Origin of the sequence: Streptomyces hoynatensis (assembly GCF_003626535.1) — a bacterium.
Lineage (GTDB): Bacteria > Actinomycetota > Actinomycetes > Streptomycetales > Streptomycetaceae > Streptomyces > Streptomyces hoynatensis.
The window spans coordinates 23,233-41,047 of sequence record NZ_RBAL01000012.1; the positions used below are offsets into that span (position 1 = coordinate 23,233).

At 75.5% G+C, this 17,815-nt stretch carries 22 protein-coding genes; 6 read left to right on the forward strand and 16 right to left on the reverse strand.

The window, feature by feature from the left end:
• Nucleotides 1-117 precede the first annotated feature (117 nt).
• A complete protein-coding gene (locus D7294_RS19950; protein WP_147450875.1) occupies nt 118-1,101 on the forward strand; it encodes a GNAT family N-acetyltransferase in 984 nt (327 codons plus the stop codon).
• A gap of 199 nt (nt 1,102-1,300) precedes the next feature.
• Nucleotides 1,301-1,654, forward strand: a complete 354-nt coding sequence (locus D7294_RS19955) for a hypothetical protein (protein ID WP_147450876.1) — start codon at nt 1,301-1,303, stop codon at nt 1,652-1,654.
• Nucleotides 1,655-1,690: 36 nt separating this feature from the next.
• Here D7294_RS19955 and D7294_RS19960 read toward each other — a convergent pair whose 3' ends face one another.
• On the reverse strand, nt 1,691-2,740 hold the full coding sequence (locus D7294_RS19960; protein WP_120681710.1) for a LacI family DNA-binding transcriptional regulator: 1,050 nt from the start codon (nt 2,738-2,740) through the stop codon (nt 1,691-1,693).
• Between the two features lie 176 nt (nt 2,741-2,916).
• Between D7294_RS19960 and D7294_RS19965 the strand changes: the two genes are divergently transcribed.
• From D7294_RS19965 to D7294_RS19980, 4 genes are all read left to right on the forward strand, one after another.
• The gene (locus D7294_RS19965; RefSeq protein ID WP_241562507.1) at nt 2,917-4,398 is read left to right on the forward strand and encodes a glycoside hydrolase family 10 protein; all 1,482 of its coding nucleotides are present in this window, start codon (nt 2,917-2,919) and stop codon (nt 4,396-4,398) included.
• A gap of 115 nt (nt 4,399-4,513) precedes the next feature.
• Nucleotides 4,514-5,239 carry a class I SAM-dependent methyltransferase gene (locus tag D7294_RS19970; RefSeq protein ID WP_120681712.1) on the forward strand — a complete coding sequence of 242 codons (726 nt, stop codon included), beginning with the start codon at nt 4,514-4,516 and terminating at the stop codon, nt 5,237-5,239.
• Nucleotides 5,240-5,658: 419 nt separating this feature from the next.
• Nucleotides 5,659-6,138, forward strand: coding sequence for a fluoride efflux transporter FluC (locus tag D7294_RS19975; protein ID WP_120681714.1), 480 nt, complete (start codon nt 5,659-5,661; stop codon nt 6,136-6,138).
• Nucleotides 6,135-6,500, forward strand: a complete 366-nt coding sequence (locus D7294_RS19980) for a fluoride efflux transporter FluC (RefSeq protein WP_120681716.1) — start codon at nt 6,135-6,137, stop codon at nt 6,498-6,500. Before D7294_RS19975 ends, D7294_RS19980 begins: the two co-directional genes overlap by 4 nt.
• 212 nt (nt 6,501-6,712) lie before the next feature.
• On the opposite strand, the gene D7294_RS19985 is transcribed toward D7294_RS19980, so the two are convergent.
• From D7294_RS19985 to D7294_RS20050, 15 genes are all read right to left on the reverse strand, one after another.
• Nucleotides 6,713-7,666, reverse strand: coding sequence for a phosphotransferase family protein (locus D7294_RS19985; protein WP_120681718.1), 954 nt, complete (start codon nt 7,664-7,666; stop codon nt 6,713-6,715).
• A gap of 75 nt (nt 7,667-7,741) precedes the next feature.
• Entirely contained in the window at nt 7,742-8,338 is a 597-nt protein-coding gene (locus D7294_RS19990) for an NADPH-dependent FMN reductase (protein ID WP_120681720.1), read from the reverse strand.
• Between the two features lie 424 nt (nt 8,339-8,762).
• The gene (locus D7294_RS19995) at nt 8,763-9,377 is read right to left on the reverse strand and encodes a carbohydrate binding domain-containing protein (RefSeq protein WP_120681722.1); all 615 of its coding nucleotides are present in this window, start codon (nt 9,375-9,377) and stop codon (nt 8,763-8,765) included.
• Between the two features lie 271 nt (nt 9,378-9,648).
• Entirely contained in the window at nt 9,649-10,569 is a 921-nt protein-coding gene (locus D7294_RS20000) for an SAM-dependent methyltransferase (RefSeq protein WP_120681724.1), read from the reverse strand.
• 197 nt (nt 10,570-10,766) lie between these two features.
• A complete protein-coding gene (locus tag D7294_RS20005; protein ID WP_120681726.1) occupies nt 10,767-12,005 on the reverse strand; it encodes an MFS transporter in 1,239 nt (412 codons plus the stop codon).
• 234 nt (nt 12,006-12,239) lie between these two features.
• On the reverse strand, nt 12,240-12,881 hold the full coding sequence (locus tag D7294_RS32025; protein ID WP_158674662.1) for a hypothetical protein: 642 nt from the start codon (nt 12,879-12,881) through the stop codon (nt 12,240-12,242).
• Nucleotides 12,882-13,041: 160 nt separating this feature from the next.
• The gene (locus tag D7294_RS20010) at nt 13,042-13,446 is read right to left on the reverse strand and encodes a hypothetical protein (RefSeq protein WP_147450877.1); all 405 of its coding nucleotides are present in this window, start codon (nt 13,444-13,446) and stop codon (nt 13,042-13,044) included.
• A complete protein-coding gene (locus D7294_RS20015) occupies nt 13,443-13,679 on the reverse strand; it encodes a hypothetical protein (protein ID WP_120681730.1) in 237 nt (78 codons plus the stop codon). Before D7294_RS20015 ends, D7294_RS20010 begins: the two co-directional genes overlap by 4 nt.
• A 91-nt stretch (nt 13,680-13,770) precedes the next feature.
• On the reverse strand, nt 13,771-14,622 hold the full coding sequence (locus D7294_RS20020) for a helix-turn-helix domain-containing protein (protein ID WP_120681731.1): 852 nt from the start codon (nt 14,620-14,622) through the stop codon (nt 13,771-13,773).
• Nucleotides 14,623-14,636: 14 nt separating this feature from the next.
• Entirely contained in the window at nt 14,637-15,155 is a 519-nt protein-coding gene (locus D7294_RS20025) for a DUF6879 family protein (protein ID WP_120681733.1), read from the reverse strand.
• On the reverse strand, nt 15,103-15,369 hold the full coding sequence (locus D7294_RS20030) for a hypothetical protein (protein ID WP_120681735.1): 267 nt from the start codon (nt 15,367-15,369) through the stop codon (nt 15,103-15,105). Before D7294_RS20030 ends, D7294_RS20025 begins: the two co-directional genes overlap by 53 nt.
• A gap of 160 nt (nt 15,370-15,529) precedes the next feature.
• Entirely contained in the window at nt 15,530-15,844 is a 315-nt protein-coding gene (locus D7294_RS32515; RefSeq protein WP_194117759.1) for a hypothetical protein, read from the reverse strand.
• Entirely contained in the window at nt 15,841-16,074 is a 234-nt protein-coding gene (locus D7294_RS20040) for a hypothetical protein (RefSeq protein WP_120681737.1), read from the reverse strand. Before D7294_RS20040 ends, D7294_RS32515 begins: the two co-directional genes overlap by 4 nt.
• A gap of 93 nt (nt 16,075-16,167) precedes the next feature.
• Nucleotides 16,168-17,016: a helix-turn-helix domain-containing protein gene (locus D7294_RS20045; protein WP_120681739.1), complete on the reverse strand. Its 849-nt coding sequence runs from the start codon at nt 17,014-17,016 to the stop codon at nt 16,168-16,170.
• Nucleotides 17,017-17,394: 378 nt separating this feature from the next.
• Entirely contained in the window at nt 17,395-17,805 is a 411-nt protein-coding gene (locus tag D7294_RS20050) for a VOC family protein (protein WP_174248393.1), read from the reverse strand.
• Between the last annotated feature and the right edge of the window lie 10 nt (nt 17,806-17,815).

Consider the following 17,815-nt stretch of genomic DNA (forward strand, 5'->3'; position numbering starts at 1 on the left):
GGATTCCTTGACACCTGGCCCGGCTTCGGGGCGGCAGGGGGCTTGCGCCCGGCAGGCGCCGCGGGTGGAATCCCGCGGGGGCCGCACCCGGCGGCACGAGACAGGTGGTGTGTGCAGGTGGCGAAGGAACGGATCGTCCTCCGGGCGTGCGCGCCGGAGCGCGACCTCCCGGCGATCCTCGGCGTGTGGGTGGCCTGCCGGGAGGGCGGGGGCGTGGATCGCGCGTCGGTGGTGGAGCCCTACCCGACCCCGCGGGAGGTCGAGGCCGCGATGGCCGCGATGGCCGACCCGCGGCGCGATCAGGTGCTCGCCGAACACGAGGGCAGCGTCGTCGGCCACGCCACCGTCGGCTGGTGGCGGGAGGGCGACGCGGCCGGGGGCACCGCGGTCTACCTGCACCGGGGCCGGGTGGTGCCGCACTGGTGGGGGCGCGGCGTGGGGACGGCCCTCGTGCGGTGGGCGGAGGAGCGGATCGCCGCGCTCGTCGCGGCGCACGGCACCGCGGCACGCGCCTGCTTCGCGGCCAACGCCTCCGACGCCGAGCCGGGCGCCGTCGAGTTGCTCACCGGCCTGGGGTACCGGCGGGTCTTCGGCGTGACGGAGTTCGAGTGGACCGGGCCGGCGAGCGGCCGGACGCCGCCCCCGGCGGCGCTGCCCGGCGGCGCGGAACTGCGCCCCGTCACCGCGGACCACTACCGGCCGGTGTGGGAGATGGTCAGGGCGGCGTACGCGGACACCCCCCACGTCGGGGGCTGGGACTTCGGGGCCTTCGCCGCCGGCGCGGAGCCCGCGCACTGGCAGGTCGCGTGGGAGGGCGGGGAGGTGGTCGGCGCCGCGCTGTGCGTGGCCGGCCGCGAGGGCGGTCCCGCCGAGGTGCGGGAGCTGAGCGTCCGCAAGGACCGGCGGCGGCGGGGGCTCGGCAGGGCGCTGCTGCTGCACGGCCTGCACGCCCTCACGGAGCGCGGCGAGCGCGGCGTGCGGCTGTTCACGGGCTCGGCCAACCCGTACCGGTCCTGGGAGCTGTACGAGAGCGTCGGGTTCCGCCGGCTGGCGGAGTTCGGCCGCTACCGGAAGGCGTTCGGCCCGGCCGCACCGGCGTAGGCGCGGGCGCGGGGCCCGGCGCGTCGGGCGCGCGGCGGCGCGGCGTGGCCCGGGGCGCGCGGTGTGGCCCGGGGCGTTCGGGGGCGCTCGGGGCGCCGTTGTGGCCGGGGGCGCTCGTTGTGGCCGGGGGCGCTCGGGGTGGCTCGGGGTGGCTCGGGTCCGCTTGGGCCGGGGGGCGGTGGACCGGCACACTGCAAGGGTGAACGCCATGCCCCGCGTCGAGTGCCCGTGCTGCCACCGGCAGATCGCGGCGGCGCCGGTGAGCGGCGCGCCGCGCACGGGGCGCCTGTGGCGGCACGACCAGCCGGGCACCCGCCGGTCCGAGGACGGTTCGCTGCTGTCCTGCCCCGGCTCGCTGCACCTCGTGGAACTCCCCCTCCCGGCGCGGGAGCCGGGGGCGGCCGCGGCCCAGCTGGAACTCCCGGGCGCCGAGGCGGAGTTCCCCCCGGAGGGCAGCAGAGGGCAGGAGAGCCAGGAGGGTCCCGGGGCGGCCGGGACGGGTCCCGGCCCGGGGCGGGCGGAGCCGGGGGCGGACGCCGGCCTCCTCTTCTAGCGGGCCCGGAAAATTTCGGACCCGCGTGCGATCGGGTCAGCGGCGGGGCGGCGCCGCCGTGCTGGCCCGGGTGATCAGGGTGGTGGGCAGTTCCACGCGCTCCTGGGGCAGCGCCTCGCCGCGGGCGAGGGCGACGATCATCGTGACCGCGGCGGCCCCCATGTCGGAAAGGGGCTGGCGGACGGTGGTCAGGGAGGGAACGGCCCACTCGGCGGCCGGCAGGTCGTCGAAGCCGACGACGCTCAGGTCGCCGGGCACCCGCAGCCCCGCCTCGTGCGCGGCCCGGTAGACCCCGAGCGCCTGCAGGTCGTTGCAGGCGAACACCGCGGTGGGCGGCTCGGGCAGGGCCAGCAGCGCGCGGGCGTGCCGCAGCCCGTCCGCGACGTGGAAGTCTCCCTCGCGCACCAGGGCCGGGTCCACCGGAACGCCGGCCGCGTCCAGGGCGGCCCGGTAACCGTCCAGCCTGGCGCGGCTGGAGAGGACGTCGGCGGGCCCGGTGACGATCGCGATCCTCCGGTGGCCGAGGGCGAGGAGGTGGCGCACGGCCAGCAGCCCGCCGTTCCAGTTGCCCGCGCCGACCGAGGGGAAGGCGTGGCCGGGCTCGCCCGTCGGGTCGACGAGCACCGTGGGGATGCCGCGGCCGGCCAGCTGGTGGCTCTGGTCCGCGGTCAGTTCGGAGAAGACGGCGATCACGCCGGTGGGCCTGCGCCGCATCACGCCCTCCGCCCAGCCCCGGCCCGGCACGTGCCGCCCCTGGGACTCGGAGAGCACCACGGCCAGGCCGTGCCGGCGGGCCACGGCGCCCACGCCCTTGATGATCTCCATGGCGTAGGCGCCTTCGAGTTCGTGGAAGACGAGCTCGACCAGGGCCGCGCGGTTGGCGGCCTTCTTCTGGCGGCGGTAGCCGCGCTCCCGGATCAGCTCCTCGACCCGGGCCCGCGTCGCGGGCGCCACCTCGGACCTGCCGTTGACCACCTTGGACACCGTGGCCACCGAGGTCCCCGCCAGCTCGGCGAGCTGCGCCAGGGTCGGCGGCTCCGACCCCTCCGCCACGCCCCCCGCGCCGAAACCGCCGGTCGTCGTCATGTCCGCAGTGTACGGCCGGGCCCGCCTGGCCTTTTGCGCGCTTTCGCCCGCGGAGTCTTGACGCCTCCCGGCCCTCGCCCTAGATTCCGCCCTCGAAAAGATCGCCATTCCTGACGAAAGTTTCGTCGCTTCGCGCCAGGTTCGTACTCGCCCAGGATTCGGAAGGACCCCCCACCGTGTCTCCGAACGACCCCACGCGACCCCAGCGCGGCACGCGCCCCCAGCCGCCGCGGCGCCGCCCGTTCCGCGCCCGCCGCCCGCTCCGCGCCCGCCGCCTGCCGGGCGCCCTCGCCCTGCTCGCCCTGGTGGCCGGCCTCGGGGCCGCCTCGGCCGCCGCCCCCGCCACCGCCGCCGACCTGCCCGCCGCGGACGCCGGAACCCAGGCCGCGGCCGAGCCCGCCACGCTCGGCGAACTGGCCGCGGCCCAGGGCCGTTACTTCGGCTCCGCGACCGACAACCCCGAGCTGTCCGACAGCCAGTACACGGAGATCCTGGGCAGCGAGTTCGGCCAGATCACCGTCGGCAACACCATGAAATGGCAGTACACCGAGCCCGCCAGGGGCCAGTTCGACTACGCGGACGCCGACGCCATCGTGGACCTGGCGGCCTCGCACGGCCAGGTGGTCCGCGGCCACACGCTGGTCTGGCACAACCAGCTGCCAGGCTGGGTCTCCTCGGTGCCCGACGCGGAGCTGGCGGACGTCATGCGCGACCACATCACCGACGAGGTCGGCCACTTCAGGGGCCAGGTGGTGCAGTGGGACGTGGTGAACGAGGCCTTCGAGGAGGACGGCAGCCGCCGCCAGTCCGTCTTCCAGCAGAAGATCGGCGACGGCTACATCGCCGAGGCGTTCCGCGCCGCCAGGGCCGCCGACCCGGACGCGAAGCTCTGCTACAACGACTACAACATCGAGGGGATCGGCGCGAAGAGCGACGCCGTCTACGAGATGGTCCGCTCCTTCCTCGCCGAGGGCGTCCCGATCGACTGCGTCGGCTTCCAGTCGCACCTGATCGTCGGCCAGGTGCCGGCGAGCTTCCAGGAGAACCTCCAGCGCTTCGCCGACCTCGGGGTCGACGTCGCGCTCACCGAGCTGGACATCCGGATGGAGCTGCCGCGGACCACGGACAAGGACACCCGGCAGGCCGCCGACTACGCCACGGTCGTCGAAGACTGCCTCGCGGTGTCCCGGTGCCTGGGCATCACCGTGTGGGACTACACGGACAAGTACTCCTGGATACCCTCGGTCTTCCCCGGGCAGGGGGCGGCCCTGCCGTACGACGAGAACTTCGGCAAGAAGCCCGCGTACGACGCCGTCTTCGCCGCGCTGGGCGGGGAGGGCGGGCCGACGGACCCGCCGGCCGGGGCCTGCGCCGCCTCCTACCGGGTCACCGGCCAGTGGCCGGGCGGCTTCCTCGCCGAGGTCACGGTGCGCAACGAGGGCACGACCTCCGCCGGTGGCTGGCGGGTCACCTGGACCCTGCCGGAGGGACAGGCCGTCACCAGCCTGTGGAACGGCAGGCTGACCACGGAGGCCGGGGCCGTCACGGTGACCGACGCGGGCTACAACGGCGCCCTCGCCCCCGGCGCGAGCACCGCCTTCGGCCTCCAGGGCACCGGCCCCGCCACCGTCCCCACCCTGGCCTGCACCCTCGCCTGAGCCCCGCACCCCGGGAACACCGCGGGACCACCCCAGGAGCACCGCGGGACCGCTGCCCGCCCGGCTGCCCGGCCGGGCGGGCAGCCGGGCGGGCGGGCGGCGGTAGGGTGAGGGGGTGCGTGCGGGGCCGACCTTCCGGGAGCTGGCCGTTCAGGCCCTCTCCTCCGTCGAGCGTGGCTACGACCTGCTCGCCCCGAAGTTCGACGCCAGCCCCTACCGGACCCCGGACCGCGTGCTGCGGCCGGTGGCGCGCGCCCTGGCCGGGCTCGGCCCCTTCGGCACCGGACTCGACCTGTGCTGCGGCACCGGGGCGGGCGTGGCGGTGCTGCGCGAGGCGTGCGCCAGGCAGGTGGTCGGCGTGGACTTCAGCGCCGGGATGCTGGCACGGGCCGCCGCCGCCCTCGGCGCTCCCCGCACCGGGCCCGAGGTGCGCTGGGTGCGGGCCGACGCGCGGGCCCTGCCCTTCGCCGCGGCCTTCGACGTGGCGGTCAGCTTCGGCGCGTTCGGCCACTTCCTGCCGCGGGAGCGGCCCGGCCTCTTCGCCGGGGTGTACGCCGCGCTGCGCCCCGGCGGCCTCTTCGCCTTCCCCGTGGCGGCGCCGCCGCGCGTGGGCTCGGGCCCGTACCTCGCGCTGTGGGGCTTCGACGCGGCGATGCGGGTGCGGAACGCGCTGTGGCGCCCGCCGTTCGTCATGTACTACCGGACCTTCCCGCTGCCCGCGGTGCGCGCCGACCTGGTCGCGGCCGGCTTCACGGTCACCACCGCGGCGCTCGGGGAGCTCGGCCGCAGGCCGGACGGCAGCCCCCGCTGCCGCCTGGTGCTGGCCCGCCGCCCCGCCTGAGCCGCCGCGCGTCCGCGGTCACCGGCCGCCGTCCCGGCCCGGCGGACCTGCGGCCCCCGGGGCGGTTCCCCGGGCGGCAGGCCGGGCCGGCCCGCTCGGAGTCCCCGAAGGGCACGATGGACACCGGGATCCTCCGTGCGGAGCCCGGCAGTTGGCCCGGGTACGCGGCGAAGTCGCCGTGGTGCGCGCGTCGTTGGGGCCGCGCGGCACCCTCCCTGCGTGCCCGTGCCCGTGCCCGTGCCCGGCCCCGCCCGCGGGCCGCCGGGGCGGTGCGGCCGGGGCGCGCCGCGGGACCCGGACGCGGCTCGCCTCCCGCGGAGGGCGGCCGGTAGGGTGGGAGGCCGGTGGCCAGGTGCCGCCGGGCGGCGGTGGGGCCCGCCGGAGAAGAACCGCGGCAGCGTGCCGCCAACGGTCCCTGCTTGCGATCACGCGCCCCCGGGCGCCCGAGCAGCGAGTGGGAGAACACCGTGCAGCACACCGCCTGGCGCGACCAGGCCCCCGTCCTCGGCGTCGTGGCGCTCGGTGGAGTGCTCGGGGCGTGGGGCCGCTACGGGGCCTCCCTGCTGTGGCCGGTGCACGCCGGCGGCTTCCCGTGGACCATCCTCGCGGTCAACGCGGCGGGCTGCGCGGTCATCGGGGTCTTCCTGGCGCTCCTGGACGAGGCGTGGGCCGCCCACCGGCTGGTGCGGCCGTTCTTCGGCACCGGCGTGCTCGGCGGCTTCACGACCTTCTCGACCTACGCGGTCGACGTGCAGCGGCTGTTCCACGACGGGCACCCGGGCACCGCCCTCGGCTACCTGGCCGCCACCCCGCTCGCCGCCCTGGCCGCGGTGTGGTCGGCCGCGACCGCCACCCGGCGCGCCCTGCGCCGGCGAGGCCACCGGGAGGCGCGGCCGTGAACTGGCAGAACTGGCTGCTCGTCGGGGCGGGCGCCGCCGTCGGCGCCCCGCTGCGCTACCTCACCGACCGCGCGGTGCGGGCCAGGCACGACACGGTCTTCCCCTGGGGCACCTTCACCGTCAACGTGGCGGGCAGCCTGCTCCTCGGCCTGCTCACCGGCGTCGCCTGGCAGGCGCAGCTGGTGGCCGGGACCGGGCTGTGCGGCGCGCTCACCACCTACTCGACCTTCTCCTACGAGACCCTGCGCCTGGCCGAGGAGGACGCCGCGCTGCTCGCCGCCGCGAACGTGGGGCTCAGCCTGGCCGCCGGCCTCGGGGCGGCCTTCCTGGGCGCGGGTCTCGCCCACGCCTGGTGGGCCTGACCCCCCACGCCCCCTTGCGCCCCGCGGCACCGGCGTCCGGCGGCGCGTGCCCCCGGCGCCCCGCGGCACCCCAGGCCCCGCGGCACCCCGCACCCGGCGGCCCGTGCGCCCCCGGCGGCCCGCGCGAACCCGGCGACCCGCGCACGGCGTCACGCGGCAACGCGCCGTCCCACGCGGCCCGGTGCCCGGCGCGGCCCCGGCCCTCGCCGGCCTCAGGGGCCGAGCAGCGCGGCGGTGTCCTCCCGGTTCAGCAGGTCGGCGCAGAACCCGAAGTGCCCGTCGCGGCCCTCCGGATCGTAGGCGTTGGCGGTGATCAGGCCGTAGACCGCGCGGTAGAGGACCAGGCGCTCGGGCGGATAGCCGAAACGGGCGGTGAAGGCCGCGTCGAGCAGCGCCTCGGCCTCCCGCCGGCGCGGCCCGTACATGTCGAACACGCCGGCCGTCACCGCGGCGTCGAACGCCGGGTCGCCGACGGTGGAAAGGAAGCCGAAGTCCAGCACGCCCGTCACCCGCGGCCGGCCGTCCGCGCCGGCCTCGGCCAGCACGTTGTCCGGCACGAGATCCCCGTGCAGCAGCCCGAGCGGCACCTCGCCCAGGCCGCCGACCAGCTCCCGCAGCCGCCGCAGCTTCCCCTCGAAGCCGGGCACGGCCGCGCTCAGCCGCGCCCCGAACCTGGCCGTCCTGCGGTCGATCAGCGCGAGCAGCGCGGCGGGCCAGGAGCCGTGCCCCGCCCAGAAGGGCTCCGGCTCGTCCAGCACGGCAAGGCCGCGCAGCGCCGGGGAGCCGGCGGCCGAGAGCGCGGCGTGCACGTCGAGCAGGCACCCGGCGGCGCGCGGCACGCTCCATGGCCCGCGCGGGCCGAGGAGGCCGCCGAGCGGCGCCCCGGTCAGCCGCCGTTCGATGGTGACGAACGGGCCGCCCGCCTCCCCTGGCCGCAGCACCTCGACGATGCGGGGCGTGGCGAGGCCGGGCACGGCCTCGCCGAGCGCCTCGTAGAACCGGCGGAGCCGTTCGAGCTCCGTGCCCGAGCGCACGCCCCAGACCTTGGCCACCAGGCCGCCGTCGAGCGCGTACACCGCGCCCTCCATCCCGGCGGCCAGCGGCCGCGCCCCCGGATACCCGCGGGCGGCGACATACGCCGGCCACCCTTCCTCGTGCGTGCGCACCCGGCCTCCCTTCCTCCGGCCCGCCCGGCAGGCCCCGAGTGTGGCAGAGGCCGGACTGCGCCGGGGAGCCGGGCCTCAGGCCGCGGGGCCGGGCCCGGGCTCCCGGTGGGCGGCGGCCAGCTCGTCCAGCTGGGCCGCGAGCGAGGCGGCGAGGGCGGCCGGCGCGGAGAGGCCGCCGTCCGGGGCGATCAGCGTGCCGACGTGCGGGATCGCCGTGGCCGCCGCGGTGACGCGCAGGGCCAGCCGCCGCAGCACCGGCCTGATCATCTTCGCCGCGGGCGCGCCCCCGGTGGCGCCCGCGCTGTAACTCACCAGCGCCACCGGCTTGCCGTGCCACTCCGCGTACAGGAAGTCGAGCGCGTTCTTCAGCACGGCCCCGTAGCCGCCGTTGTACATCGGCATGACCAGGACGAACGCCTCGGCCGCGGCGACGGTGGCGCTCCACTCCTTGGTGTGCCGGTGGCGGTAGTCGCCCGTCGAGGGCAGTTCGGGTTCGTCGAGGAAGGGCAGCCGCACGGCCGCCAGGTCCACGAGCCTGACCTCGAAGGCCCCGTGCTCCGCCGCCCGCGCGGCCACCCACTCGCCCACGGGGCGGCCGTTGCCGCCGGGACGGTTGCTTGCGACGATCACCTGGAGCCTGATCGCCCGGTTCGCCTGGCCGGTGGTGGTCATGGCAGTGCCCTCTCTCTCGACGGCGCCGCTCACCCGGCGCCCGGGTGCGCGCGCCGCCCCGCGGCCCGCCGTGCCTGGCCGGCCGGGCGAGGGGGCGCCTCGCCCCCTGAAGAACTGCGCGCCCCTCCTCCCGGTCACCCGCACCCGCGCCCACGCCCCCGCGCCCCGCGCCCTCCGTGCGCCCGGTCCCGGGCGCCTGCGCCGACCCCGCGCCCCGCCGCCGTCCGGGCCGGCCGCCCGTGCCCGGGCAAGCGCCGGCCCCCGCCCGGGTCCTGGGCGGGGGCCGGCCGGGGCCGGGGCGGTGGCGGCCGCACAGGGGCGTGTCGGCGCGGCCACCACGGCCGCCGGCTTGCCCGCGGCCCGCGGGCTCCCACTCGCCGGAAGGAGAAAGCGGGTGGCCTGCGGGGCGGGCGTCCTGGAGGGCTCAGCCTGCGCCGTCCGTCAGGGAGACGTCGTCGAGGCAGAAGGTGTACGGCTCGGCGCTGCCGCCGATCTGGAAGACCACCTGCGCCGCCGGGTCGTCCGTCTCGGCGGTGAAGGTGCCGGTGAAGGTCTCGGGCGTCGCGGTCAGGTCGTCCTGCGAGGTGTACTGGGCCGCATAGGGCTCGGCCGCCTCCTGCACGTGGGTGGTGATGGTGACCGGGACCGTGGCGCTCGCGGTGTAGGTGAAGGCGTACGTCTCCCCCGCGGTGAGGGGGATGTCGTCCTGGCCGATGATCGCGTCCCAGACGTTCGTCGTGTCGCCGGGGACCTCGGCGCACAGCTGCCCGTCGACCACCGTGCCCGGGCTGTTCTCCGTCCACCACCAGGGCACGCCGTAGTCGTCGTCGAAGCCGCCGTTCACGATGAGTTCGGCCTGCGCGCCGACGTCGCCGGCCGGGGCCGCGGCGAGGGCGGGCGCCCCGAGGGCGCCGAGCAGCCCGGTCACGGCGACCGCGCCGAGCAGGCCGCGCCGGGTGCGGCGCGGCAGCCGCCCGAGGGCGGCGCTCCGGGGGGCCGGGGGCGCGTCGCGCCGGTGGGAAGTGCCGTGTTCGCTCATGACTCGTCCTTTCCGGCCGCACCGCCTGAGGTGGGGGGAGCGGGGCGACCGCAGCGGAGTGCTTGCCCCCAGTGGGGGTGGGAGCGCTCCCATATTTGGGCGGGGGCCCGCCGCAGTCAAGCCGTCGGGCGCCCCGGCCCGACGCGCACCCGGCCGGAACCGGCCACCCGGTCCCGCCGGGCCGGGGCGGCGGGCCCCGGCCCGAACGGGGCGTCCCCGGCCGGGAGTCGCCCGGCGGGTCCGGCGTTCCCCGCGGGGCGGACCGGCCAGGTCAGGGCACGCGGGCGACGCCGCCGAAGCCGACCCCTGGCGGCAGCTCCCCGAGCGGCGCGGTCTCCGCCCGCCACTCCGGCATGGCCACCACGCCCGGCTCCACCAGGGCGAGGCCCGCGAAGAACCGCTCGATCTGCGCCGGGGTGCGCAGCACGTAGGGGACCGCGCCCGAGTCGTTGTAACGCCGCTGGGCCTCGATGATCGCCGGGTCGTGCTCCACCCCGTGGCTGAGCACCAGGTAGCTCCCCGGGCTCAGGCCCGCCACCAGGCGCCGCACGATGTCCACGGCCTCCTCGTCGTCCGCGACGTGCCCCATGACGTCCGAGAGGATCAGCGCCACGGGCTGCTTGAAGTCGAGGGTGCGCCCGGCCTGTTCGAGGATGTTCTCCGGCTCGTGGAGGTCGGCCTCCAGGTAGGTGGTGCTGCCCTCGGGGCTCGACGTGAGCAGGGCCTGGGCGTGCAGCAGCACCAGCGGGTCGTTGTCGACGTAGACGATCCGCGACTCGGGGGCGCTGCGCTGGGCGACCTCGTGGGTGTTGTCGACGGTGGGCAGCCCGGTGCCGACGTCGAGGAACTGCCTGATGCCGGCCTCGGCGGCCAGGTACTTGATGCTGCGGACGAGGAAGTACCTGGAGGCGCGGGCGATGTCGACGATGCCGGGGAACGTCTGGCGGTAGGCGTCGCCTGCCTCCCGGTCGACGGCGTAGTTGTCCTTGCCGCCCAGCCAGTAGTTCCAGATCCGGGCCGAGTGCGGCACCGAGGTGTCGATCCTGGAGGCCCCGGAGGCCGGTTCGAAGGCCGGTCCCGACGCCGGGGCCGCCCCGGACTCCGCCCCTGACGCGGCGGAGGCGCCACGAGCGGGCCGCTCCTCGGGCGTGTCGGGCTTGGCGGACGGGGAGGACGTGGCGGAGTGGTCCATCGTCGTCGGGCTCCTTCCCAGCAGGGGGGCACACGGTACCCACGCAACAAGGCACCGGCGCAAGCGTCTTGGCCGATTCCCGACGTCCGCCCTTCCCGGCGCGCCGCCGCGCGCCCGGCGCGGCGCGCCCCGGCTCGTGCGCCGCGCGGACCCCGGCTCCCCGGGGGCGGGGCCGCACGCGCCCGGCGCGGCGGGGTTCAGGCGCGCGCCGTGCGGCGTCCCCCTCCGGCCGTGAGCAGCAGGCAGGTGACGGCGCCGAGCAGGACGGTGGCGAGTCCGGAGCCGCCCAGGGTGGCCCGGGGGCCGAACGCCGCGGTGAGCGGTCCGCCGAGCGCGGTGCCCAGGGGGGAGGCGGTGAGCAGGGCCGCGCTGCGGGCCGCGAGCATGCCGGCCAGGTGCCGCGGGGGCGTCCTGGCCTGGACGAGCGTCACCGAGAGCGCCACGAACGGCCCGTAGATCACGCCGCCGAGCGCGAAGCAGGCCACGGTGCAGGCCGTGGGCGCCCCGTATCCGAAGGGCAGCAGGGCCAGCCCCCAGCCGATGACGATGGCGACGGTCACGGGCCACAGCGGCAGCCGTTGCAGCGCGCCCGCGGCGAGCCCGCCGAGCACGGCCCCGATGCCGAACAGCATCCAGTAGAGGCCGAGCAGCGTGCCGGGCGCGTCCAGGTCCTCGGTGACGTGCAGCGGCAGGGCGACCTCGACGGGTCCGTAGAGGAAGTTGAAGAACCAGGTGAGGGCCAGCAGTCCGAGCAGTTCCGGGTGGGAGCGCAGCAGGGCGAGGCCGCCGCGGGCGGCCGTCCCGTCGACGGTGGAGACCTCAGCGGCCGCGGGGAGCCGGGTGCGCAGGACGAGTGCGGCGAGGAAGGCGTAGGTGAGGGCGTCCAGGCCGAGGACGAGCGCCGCGTCGGCGTAGGTCACCAGCACCCCGGCCGCGGCGGGCCCGGCGATGGTGGCGGCGAAGTTGAGCGAGCTGACGAGGGTGTTCGCGGCGAGCCGCTGCTCGCGGGGCAGCAGCTCGGCGAGCAGCGTGTACTTCCCGGCGCTGCCCCAGGCGTGCAGCAGGGAGGAGACCGCGAGCAGCAGGACGTACAGCGCCGGCGTCAGCAGCCCGGCGAGCCTGGCGAGCGGCACGGCCCCGAGGAAGACGGCGCGGACCGCGTTGTCGGCGAGCAGCAGCCGGGCGGCCGGCACCCGGCGCAGCCTGCGGCCGAACAGGAGGGCGCCGAGCACGCCGGGCAGGGTGTAGGCGGCCACGGCGCCGCCCACCCACAGCCCGCCGCTCGACTGCGGGGCGAGTTCGGCGGCGAGCCAGGCCACCGCGACGAAGCTCATCCCGTCCCCGAGGTACGAGACCGCGAAGCCGAGCAGCAGCCGCCGGAACACCCGGTTGCCGAGCACCGGCCGGTAGGCGGAGGGAACGAGACGTGCCGGCACCGAGGCCCCCCTTGTGTGTGTCTGCGACTGCCTATGGCTGTCTGTGATTCTCTCCCGAGAGCCTGTCCGAAAGATCTGTGCCCCGCTCGGCTGGGCCGGCCGGGGCTCAAGGGGGCTGCCACCCGCGACCACCGCAGCGTCACCTGCCACCCACCCCGCGCGAGGACGGCCGTATCGTCCGGCCGCACCCCCACGCGGGCGCCACGCACCGGCAGCTCCCCGGCCGCGGGGCCGCTACGGCCCCGGGACGCGCGTGCAGCGGGTGAGCTCAAGGACCAGCTGGTTCGCGAGGAACCAGGGGGCGGCGGGGTGGCCGTAGGGCAGGTCGGCGTCTCCGCCCGCGATCAGGTGCCCGCCGGGTGCCGGGGTGACGAGGCCGCCGAAGACCCCCCACACGCGGGGCTTCGCGGACCGCACGAACACCGGCTCGCCCAGGTGCGGACACAACCCGGCGGCGAGCCGCGCGCAGGGCCCGCACACCGGCGGCTTCGTGCACAGCAGCCCCTCCGGCCAGCCCGGAGCCTCCTCCGCCGCGGCCGGGCGCCCCAGCACGAACAGCCAGCCCTTCCCGTTACGGTCGGCCGGGCCTGCGCAGACCTGGCACAGCCGCTCCAGCATCGCGCGGCGCTGCCGGGCCGGGTGCATGGCCCGGAAGTCGGGCCGGCCGCTGCCGGGAGCGTCGAGGAGGCGGGCCCACAGCACGCCGTGCCGGTCGCGATCGCCCACGGTCTCCCCGCGGTAGGCCAGCCCCCGGCCGTCCGGCCGGAGGGTCACGTCCTCGTCGGTGACGACGAGTTCGCCGCTCCAGCGGACCACATAGGGCACGGGCAGCCGCTTCGGCCCCCAGAGCAACGGCGTACGGGCAGGAAGAGACACGGGTTCAGGTCCTCGGTGAAGTCGTGGTGGCCGAGTGGAGTCGAGTGGAGTGTGGTGAGGCCGGGCCCGAGGCGACGGGTGAGGCGGGCTGTCCACCACGCCGCCGCGCGGGGTATCGGCACGGCCAGGGCGACGGCGCCGGTCGCCGGGGCGAGCGGGGTCACGGCGCCCCTTCCGCCGTGGTCAGGCCGCCGCGGGCGAGTGTGCGCAGATCCAGGAGTGCCGAACGCAGGAGGGCGCCCGCGGCGTGCCGGTCCGGCGGCGGCGTGCGCCGGTCCCTCAGCCGGGCGTCCGCCGCCAGGAGCCGGCGCACCACGGGCGTGAGGCGGGGGTCATCGCCCAGGAGCGCCAAGCGCCGAAGGAGGGCGGCGGGCACCACGTCCGGGTAGCGCATCCGGGGCCCGCGCGCCATTGCCGGGTGGTGGGCGAAGGGGACGAGCCGCTCGGCCGCGAGGCAGCCGGGGCAGGCGTGGTAGCCCCAGCCGCAGGCCGAGGCGCCTGCCTCGACGGCGTAGAGGATGAGGGTGCCGAGGGTGGTGCGGCACCAGGTGCAGCGCGGGATCACCGGCCGCCGCCCCCCGTGGCGGGCCACAGGCGGTGGCAGTCGTGGGTGCAGGGGTCGAACGCGATCCCGTTCTGCGGCTCCGCCGGGCGGGCCTCGTGCTGGGTGCAGTCCTCGCACCGCCGCTCGGCGCACTGCGAGGAGATGAAGCGGCCCGCGGCCGACACGGGCGCCTTGAGGGAGGGGTTGGGGGGTGCCTGCGTGGGCGCCGCCGGCGTTGCGCTGCTGCTGGACATGCTCGCCTCCACGGCCGGAAGAAGTCCGTGCCCAGGAAGGTAGAGAGCGAGCGGGATCAGCCTCCACAATCTTGCGGATTCTTGCGCAACTTCACCCGAGGGAGTGCAGCGCCGCCGTGATGAGCTCGCGCGCCTCTGCGCCGTGCACGGCAAGCGCGGACAGGTCTGCGAAGGCACGGACGTACTGCTGAAGGTCAGTCGGGGACGTCACCATGACCCGGGCCGTGAGGAGCTCCACCTCGACGCACTCCTCGTCGAAGATGCTGAAGGTCTCCTGAGGCCATATGCGCCGCTGCGCGGTGAACGGGATGACCCCCAGCGAGACGGACGGCAGAACCATCGCGCTGAGCAGGTGGCCGAGTTGGCCGGCCATCGTGGCAGCGTCACCGACGCGGTAGCGGAGAACAGCCTCTTCGACGAGGAGCGCGAACCGGCGGTGGCCGCGGCGGATCACCTGCGACCGCTCGACCCGGGCCGCGGCAGCGTCCGCGGAGTCGTCGGCCTCTGCGCCCTGGAAGTCGGCGATGACGCCCATCAGCGCTGCCGCGTACTCGGGCGTTTGCAGCACGCCGGGCATGACGTTCGAGCAGTAGATGCGGAATGCGCTCGTGCGCTCGTACAGCGGTGCGTAGGACTCCTGGATGCCTCGCAGGCCGCCACGGTGCAGGCGGCGCCACTCCACGTACATGGAGTCCGCCGACCGGGAGGCGGCGATCAGGTCGGCGATGCGGTCCGGGGCCCCGCACGCCGTACACCACGAGCGGATGTCCGCGTCGGTTGGTGCTGCCCTGGCGTTCTCGATCCGGGAGGTCTTCGCCGGGTGCCAACCGCACCGGCGCGACAGCTCGTGGCCCGTCAGCCCAGCGTCCAGGCGGGCCTCGCGTAGCCGTTGCGCGATGGCCTTACGGGCTTCCTGGACGCTGGACGACGGAGAAAGCGGCATCGAGATGGCGGGGCTCAGACGTGGAACTCACCGTGCGGGACAGCCCGTTCCCACACCGCCTCGAAGGCGTGCCCGCAGAGCTTCACCACGGCAGGGTCATCGGAAAGCTCGTGGCCGGCCAACTCGCCGTCGCCGGTGAAGTGGTTCCATTCCACCAGGCGGTCGTCGAAGAGCCAGAAGTCGTTTCCCGGCAGCGCGAGGTCGGACGCCCGGCGGCGAGGAAGCCAGCGGACATCCTCGCCCGCTGCCACGTTGTTGCTCGTCCCGGCGTACTCGAAGCGGATGTACTCGGTGACGGGTTCGGAGACGATGCGCGCGCGGCGCATCGCGACGCCGCGGCTGACGGCGTCGCGCACCAGAGTCATCCACGGCTCCCAGTAATCGGGGTTGTCCCAGCGGCCTGTTCGGCGCCAGGCAGCCAGGTCCTCGGCTTCGTAGGAGACGCCGTAGGAGTCCCGCATCTCCAGGTGAACGGCCGACCTACGGCAGCTCGCCAGCAGCTTGTCGAAGCTGGGCACGCTGCTCTGCGACATCGCACGCCTCCCTCACGATCGCGATCATCCGGGCCGGGATCTTGACGACTGCCTCGTGGTCGGGGATGTTCCCCGTCCGCAGGCACTCCGCCACGGTGTCCTCGTCTGCCTTCCACCCCTGGAAGATGAGACCGTTGTCGGCCTCGTCAACCCACACGGTCGGGCTGGCGTTGCTCCCCGTGTTGGGGTCTTTCGCGATGAACCGTAGTGCCATGACGGGACCTCCTGTCGAGTGGGTTGCGCCCGCTTGCGCGACCATCACCTATTCGAGCGCCGATTGTCAACACCCAGTCACCGTCGGTAGTTGCCGCTTGGCGTGAAAAACGTCCCCCCGTCGTCCCGGAGGACGACGGGGGGGGGTGAGGTGTTGGGGGTCAGGGCCGCCGGAGGGTCCCGCAGGTGGTGCAGTGCGGCACCCCGGCGTATCCGCGGACGCTGCCGTCGGGCTGGAGCGCCACGGCCCCGTATGGCGGCATCTGCGGGTGGTCGGCGCGCAGTTCGAACCACTCGCCGCCGCACACGGCGCACTGGGCGCCAGGCGCTCCGGCCTCGGCGGTGCTGTGGTCCTTCTGGAGCGCGGACAGAGCAGAGGCCCGGAGAAGCAGGCTGCCCCGCACCGCCATCGTCGCCGGGTCGCCGTCCGCATCGAGGTCGCGCAACGCCACCCGCATCAACGCGCGCGGGATCACCGGCCGCCCCCCGTGGCGGGCCACAGGCGGTGGCAGTCGTGGGTGCAGGGGTCGAACGCGATCCCGTTCTGCGGCTCCGCCGGGCGGGCCTCGTGCTGGGTGCAGTCCTCGCACCGCCGCTCGGCGCACTGCGAGGAGATGAAGCGGCCCGCGGCCGACACGGGCGCCTTGAGGGAGGGGTTGGGGGGTGCCTGCGTGGGCGCCGCCGGCGTTGCGCTGCTGCTGGACATGCTCGCCTCCACGGCCGGAAGAAGTCCGTGCCCAGGAAGGTAGGAAGGCGACGCGGCGAGCCACTACGAAGTTCTACGAGGTTGCAGGGGAGTTCACCCGTGAGAGTCCATCGCCGACGTGATCAGGGCCCGCGCTGCGGCCCCGTACACGGCCAATTCGGCCAGCTCGGCGAACGTGTCGGCGTACATCGCGACCTCACGCGGCTGCGTGAGGGTCAGGTACCCCGACACCAGTTCCACGTTCACCTGTGCAGCGTCGTAGATCCAGAAGCCCTCGACCGGCCACCGCGCCCGGTCCGCCCGCATGGGCACCACCCCCACGCTGACCGTGGGGAGCGACCCCACCGTGATGAGGTGGGCGAGCTGTCCGATCATCACGTCCCGTCCGCCCACGCCAGACCGCAGTACCGACTCCTCGACGAGGAAGGCGAAGCTGCGGCCGGACTCGTACAGCACCCGCTGCCGGTCCATCCGTGCGGCCACAGCGTCGCTCACGTCGTCGACCAAGCCGCGCCGCTGCTGGATCGCCTGAAGGACCGCGGTGGTGTAGGCGTAGGTCTGGATCAGGCCCGGCACCAGCCAGGCCGAGTAGGACCGGAACCGGCGCGTCCGCTCGTACAGCGGAAGCCGCGCCTCCTGGGCCTGCCGCAGGCCGGCTCGTTCCATCCGTCGCCACTCGACGAACATGCCCTCGACGGCGCGCAAGGAGGCGGTCAGGTCCTCGGCCTCGCCGTCCGCGCCGCAGGCACGGCACCACGCCCGGATGTCGTCGGCTGAGGGGGGAGTCCGGGCGTTCTCGATGCGCGAGGTTTTCGAGGCGTGCCACCCGCACCGAAGGGCGAGCTCACGCCCAGTCAGGCCGGCTTCTCGCCTGATCTCCCCGAGGCGATCGGCGAGGATCTGCCGGGCCTGCTGGACGCTTGATGATGAGGAAGTGGCCATGGTGCGGTCAGGCGGGCTGGTACTCCGCATGCGGCGTGGCGCGCTCCCACAGCTGCTCGTACGCGGCCGCGTACCGCTTCGCCGGGTAGATCCCCAGGAATCGTAGGGCCATGGTGCCTCCGGGACGAGGGGGTTGCATCGGCTTGCACGACGATTCCCTTTCCGAGGGAGGGGCGTCAAGGTGGCCCCCGGGCGCACTGCGCCATCGGCAGGCGCATACGCAACGGCCCCCGCCGTCCCGGAGGGCGGTGGGGGCCGTTGCGCTGCGCGGCGCGCAACACCGAAACGGCATGTCGCCATGGCGGCAGCGGACGAGTACACGACCTTCCTCGGTGGCCCGAGGGACGGCTACCGCATGCCCGTCACCGGCCCGGCGGCTCAGCGCACCTCGTTGATGCGGACCATGTTGCCCGCGGGATCGCGGAAGGCGCAGTCGCGAACGCCGTAGGGCTGCTCGGTCGGCTCCTGCACCACCTCGACGTCGCCGGCCTGCACCCGCTCGAAGGTGGCGTCGAGGTCCCGGGTGGCCAGGAGGATCATGCCGTAGGTGCCCTTGGCCATCATCTCGGCGATGGTGCGGCGCTCCTCCTCGGTGATGCCCGGGTCGGCGGCCGGCGGGTGCAGGACGACGGAGGTGCCGGGCTGGCCGGGGGGACCGACCGTGAGCCAGCGCATCTTTCCGCTGCCGACGTCGTTGCGGACCTCGAAGCCCAGGGTGTCGCGGTAGAAGGCCAGGGAGGCCTCGGGGTCCTCGTGCGGGAGGAAGCTCGCGTGAATGGTGATGTCCATGGCCGTCACG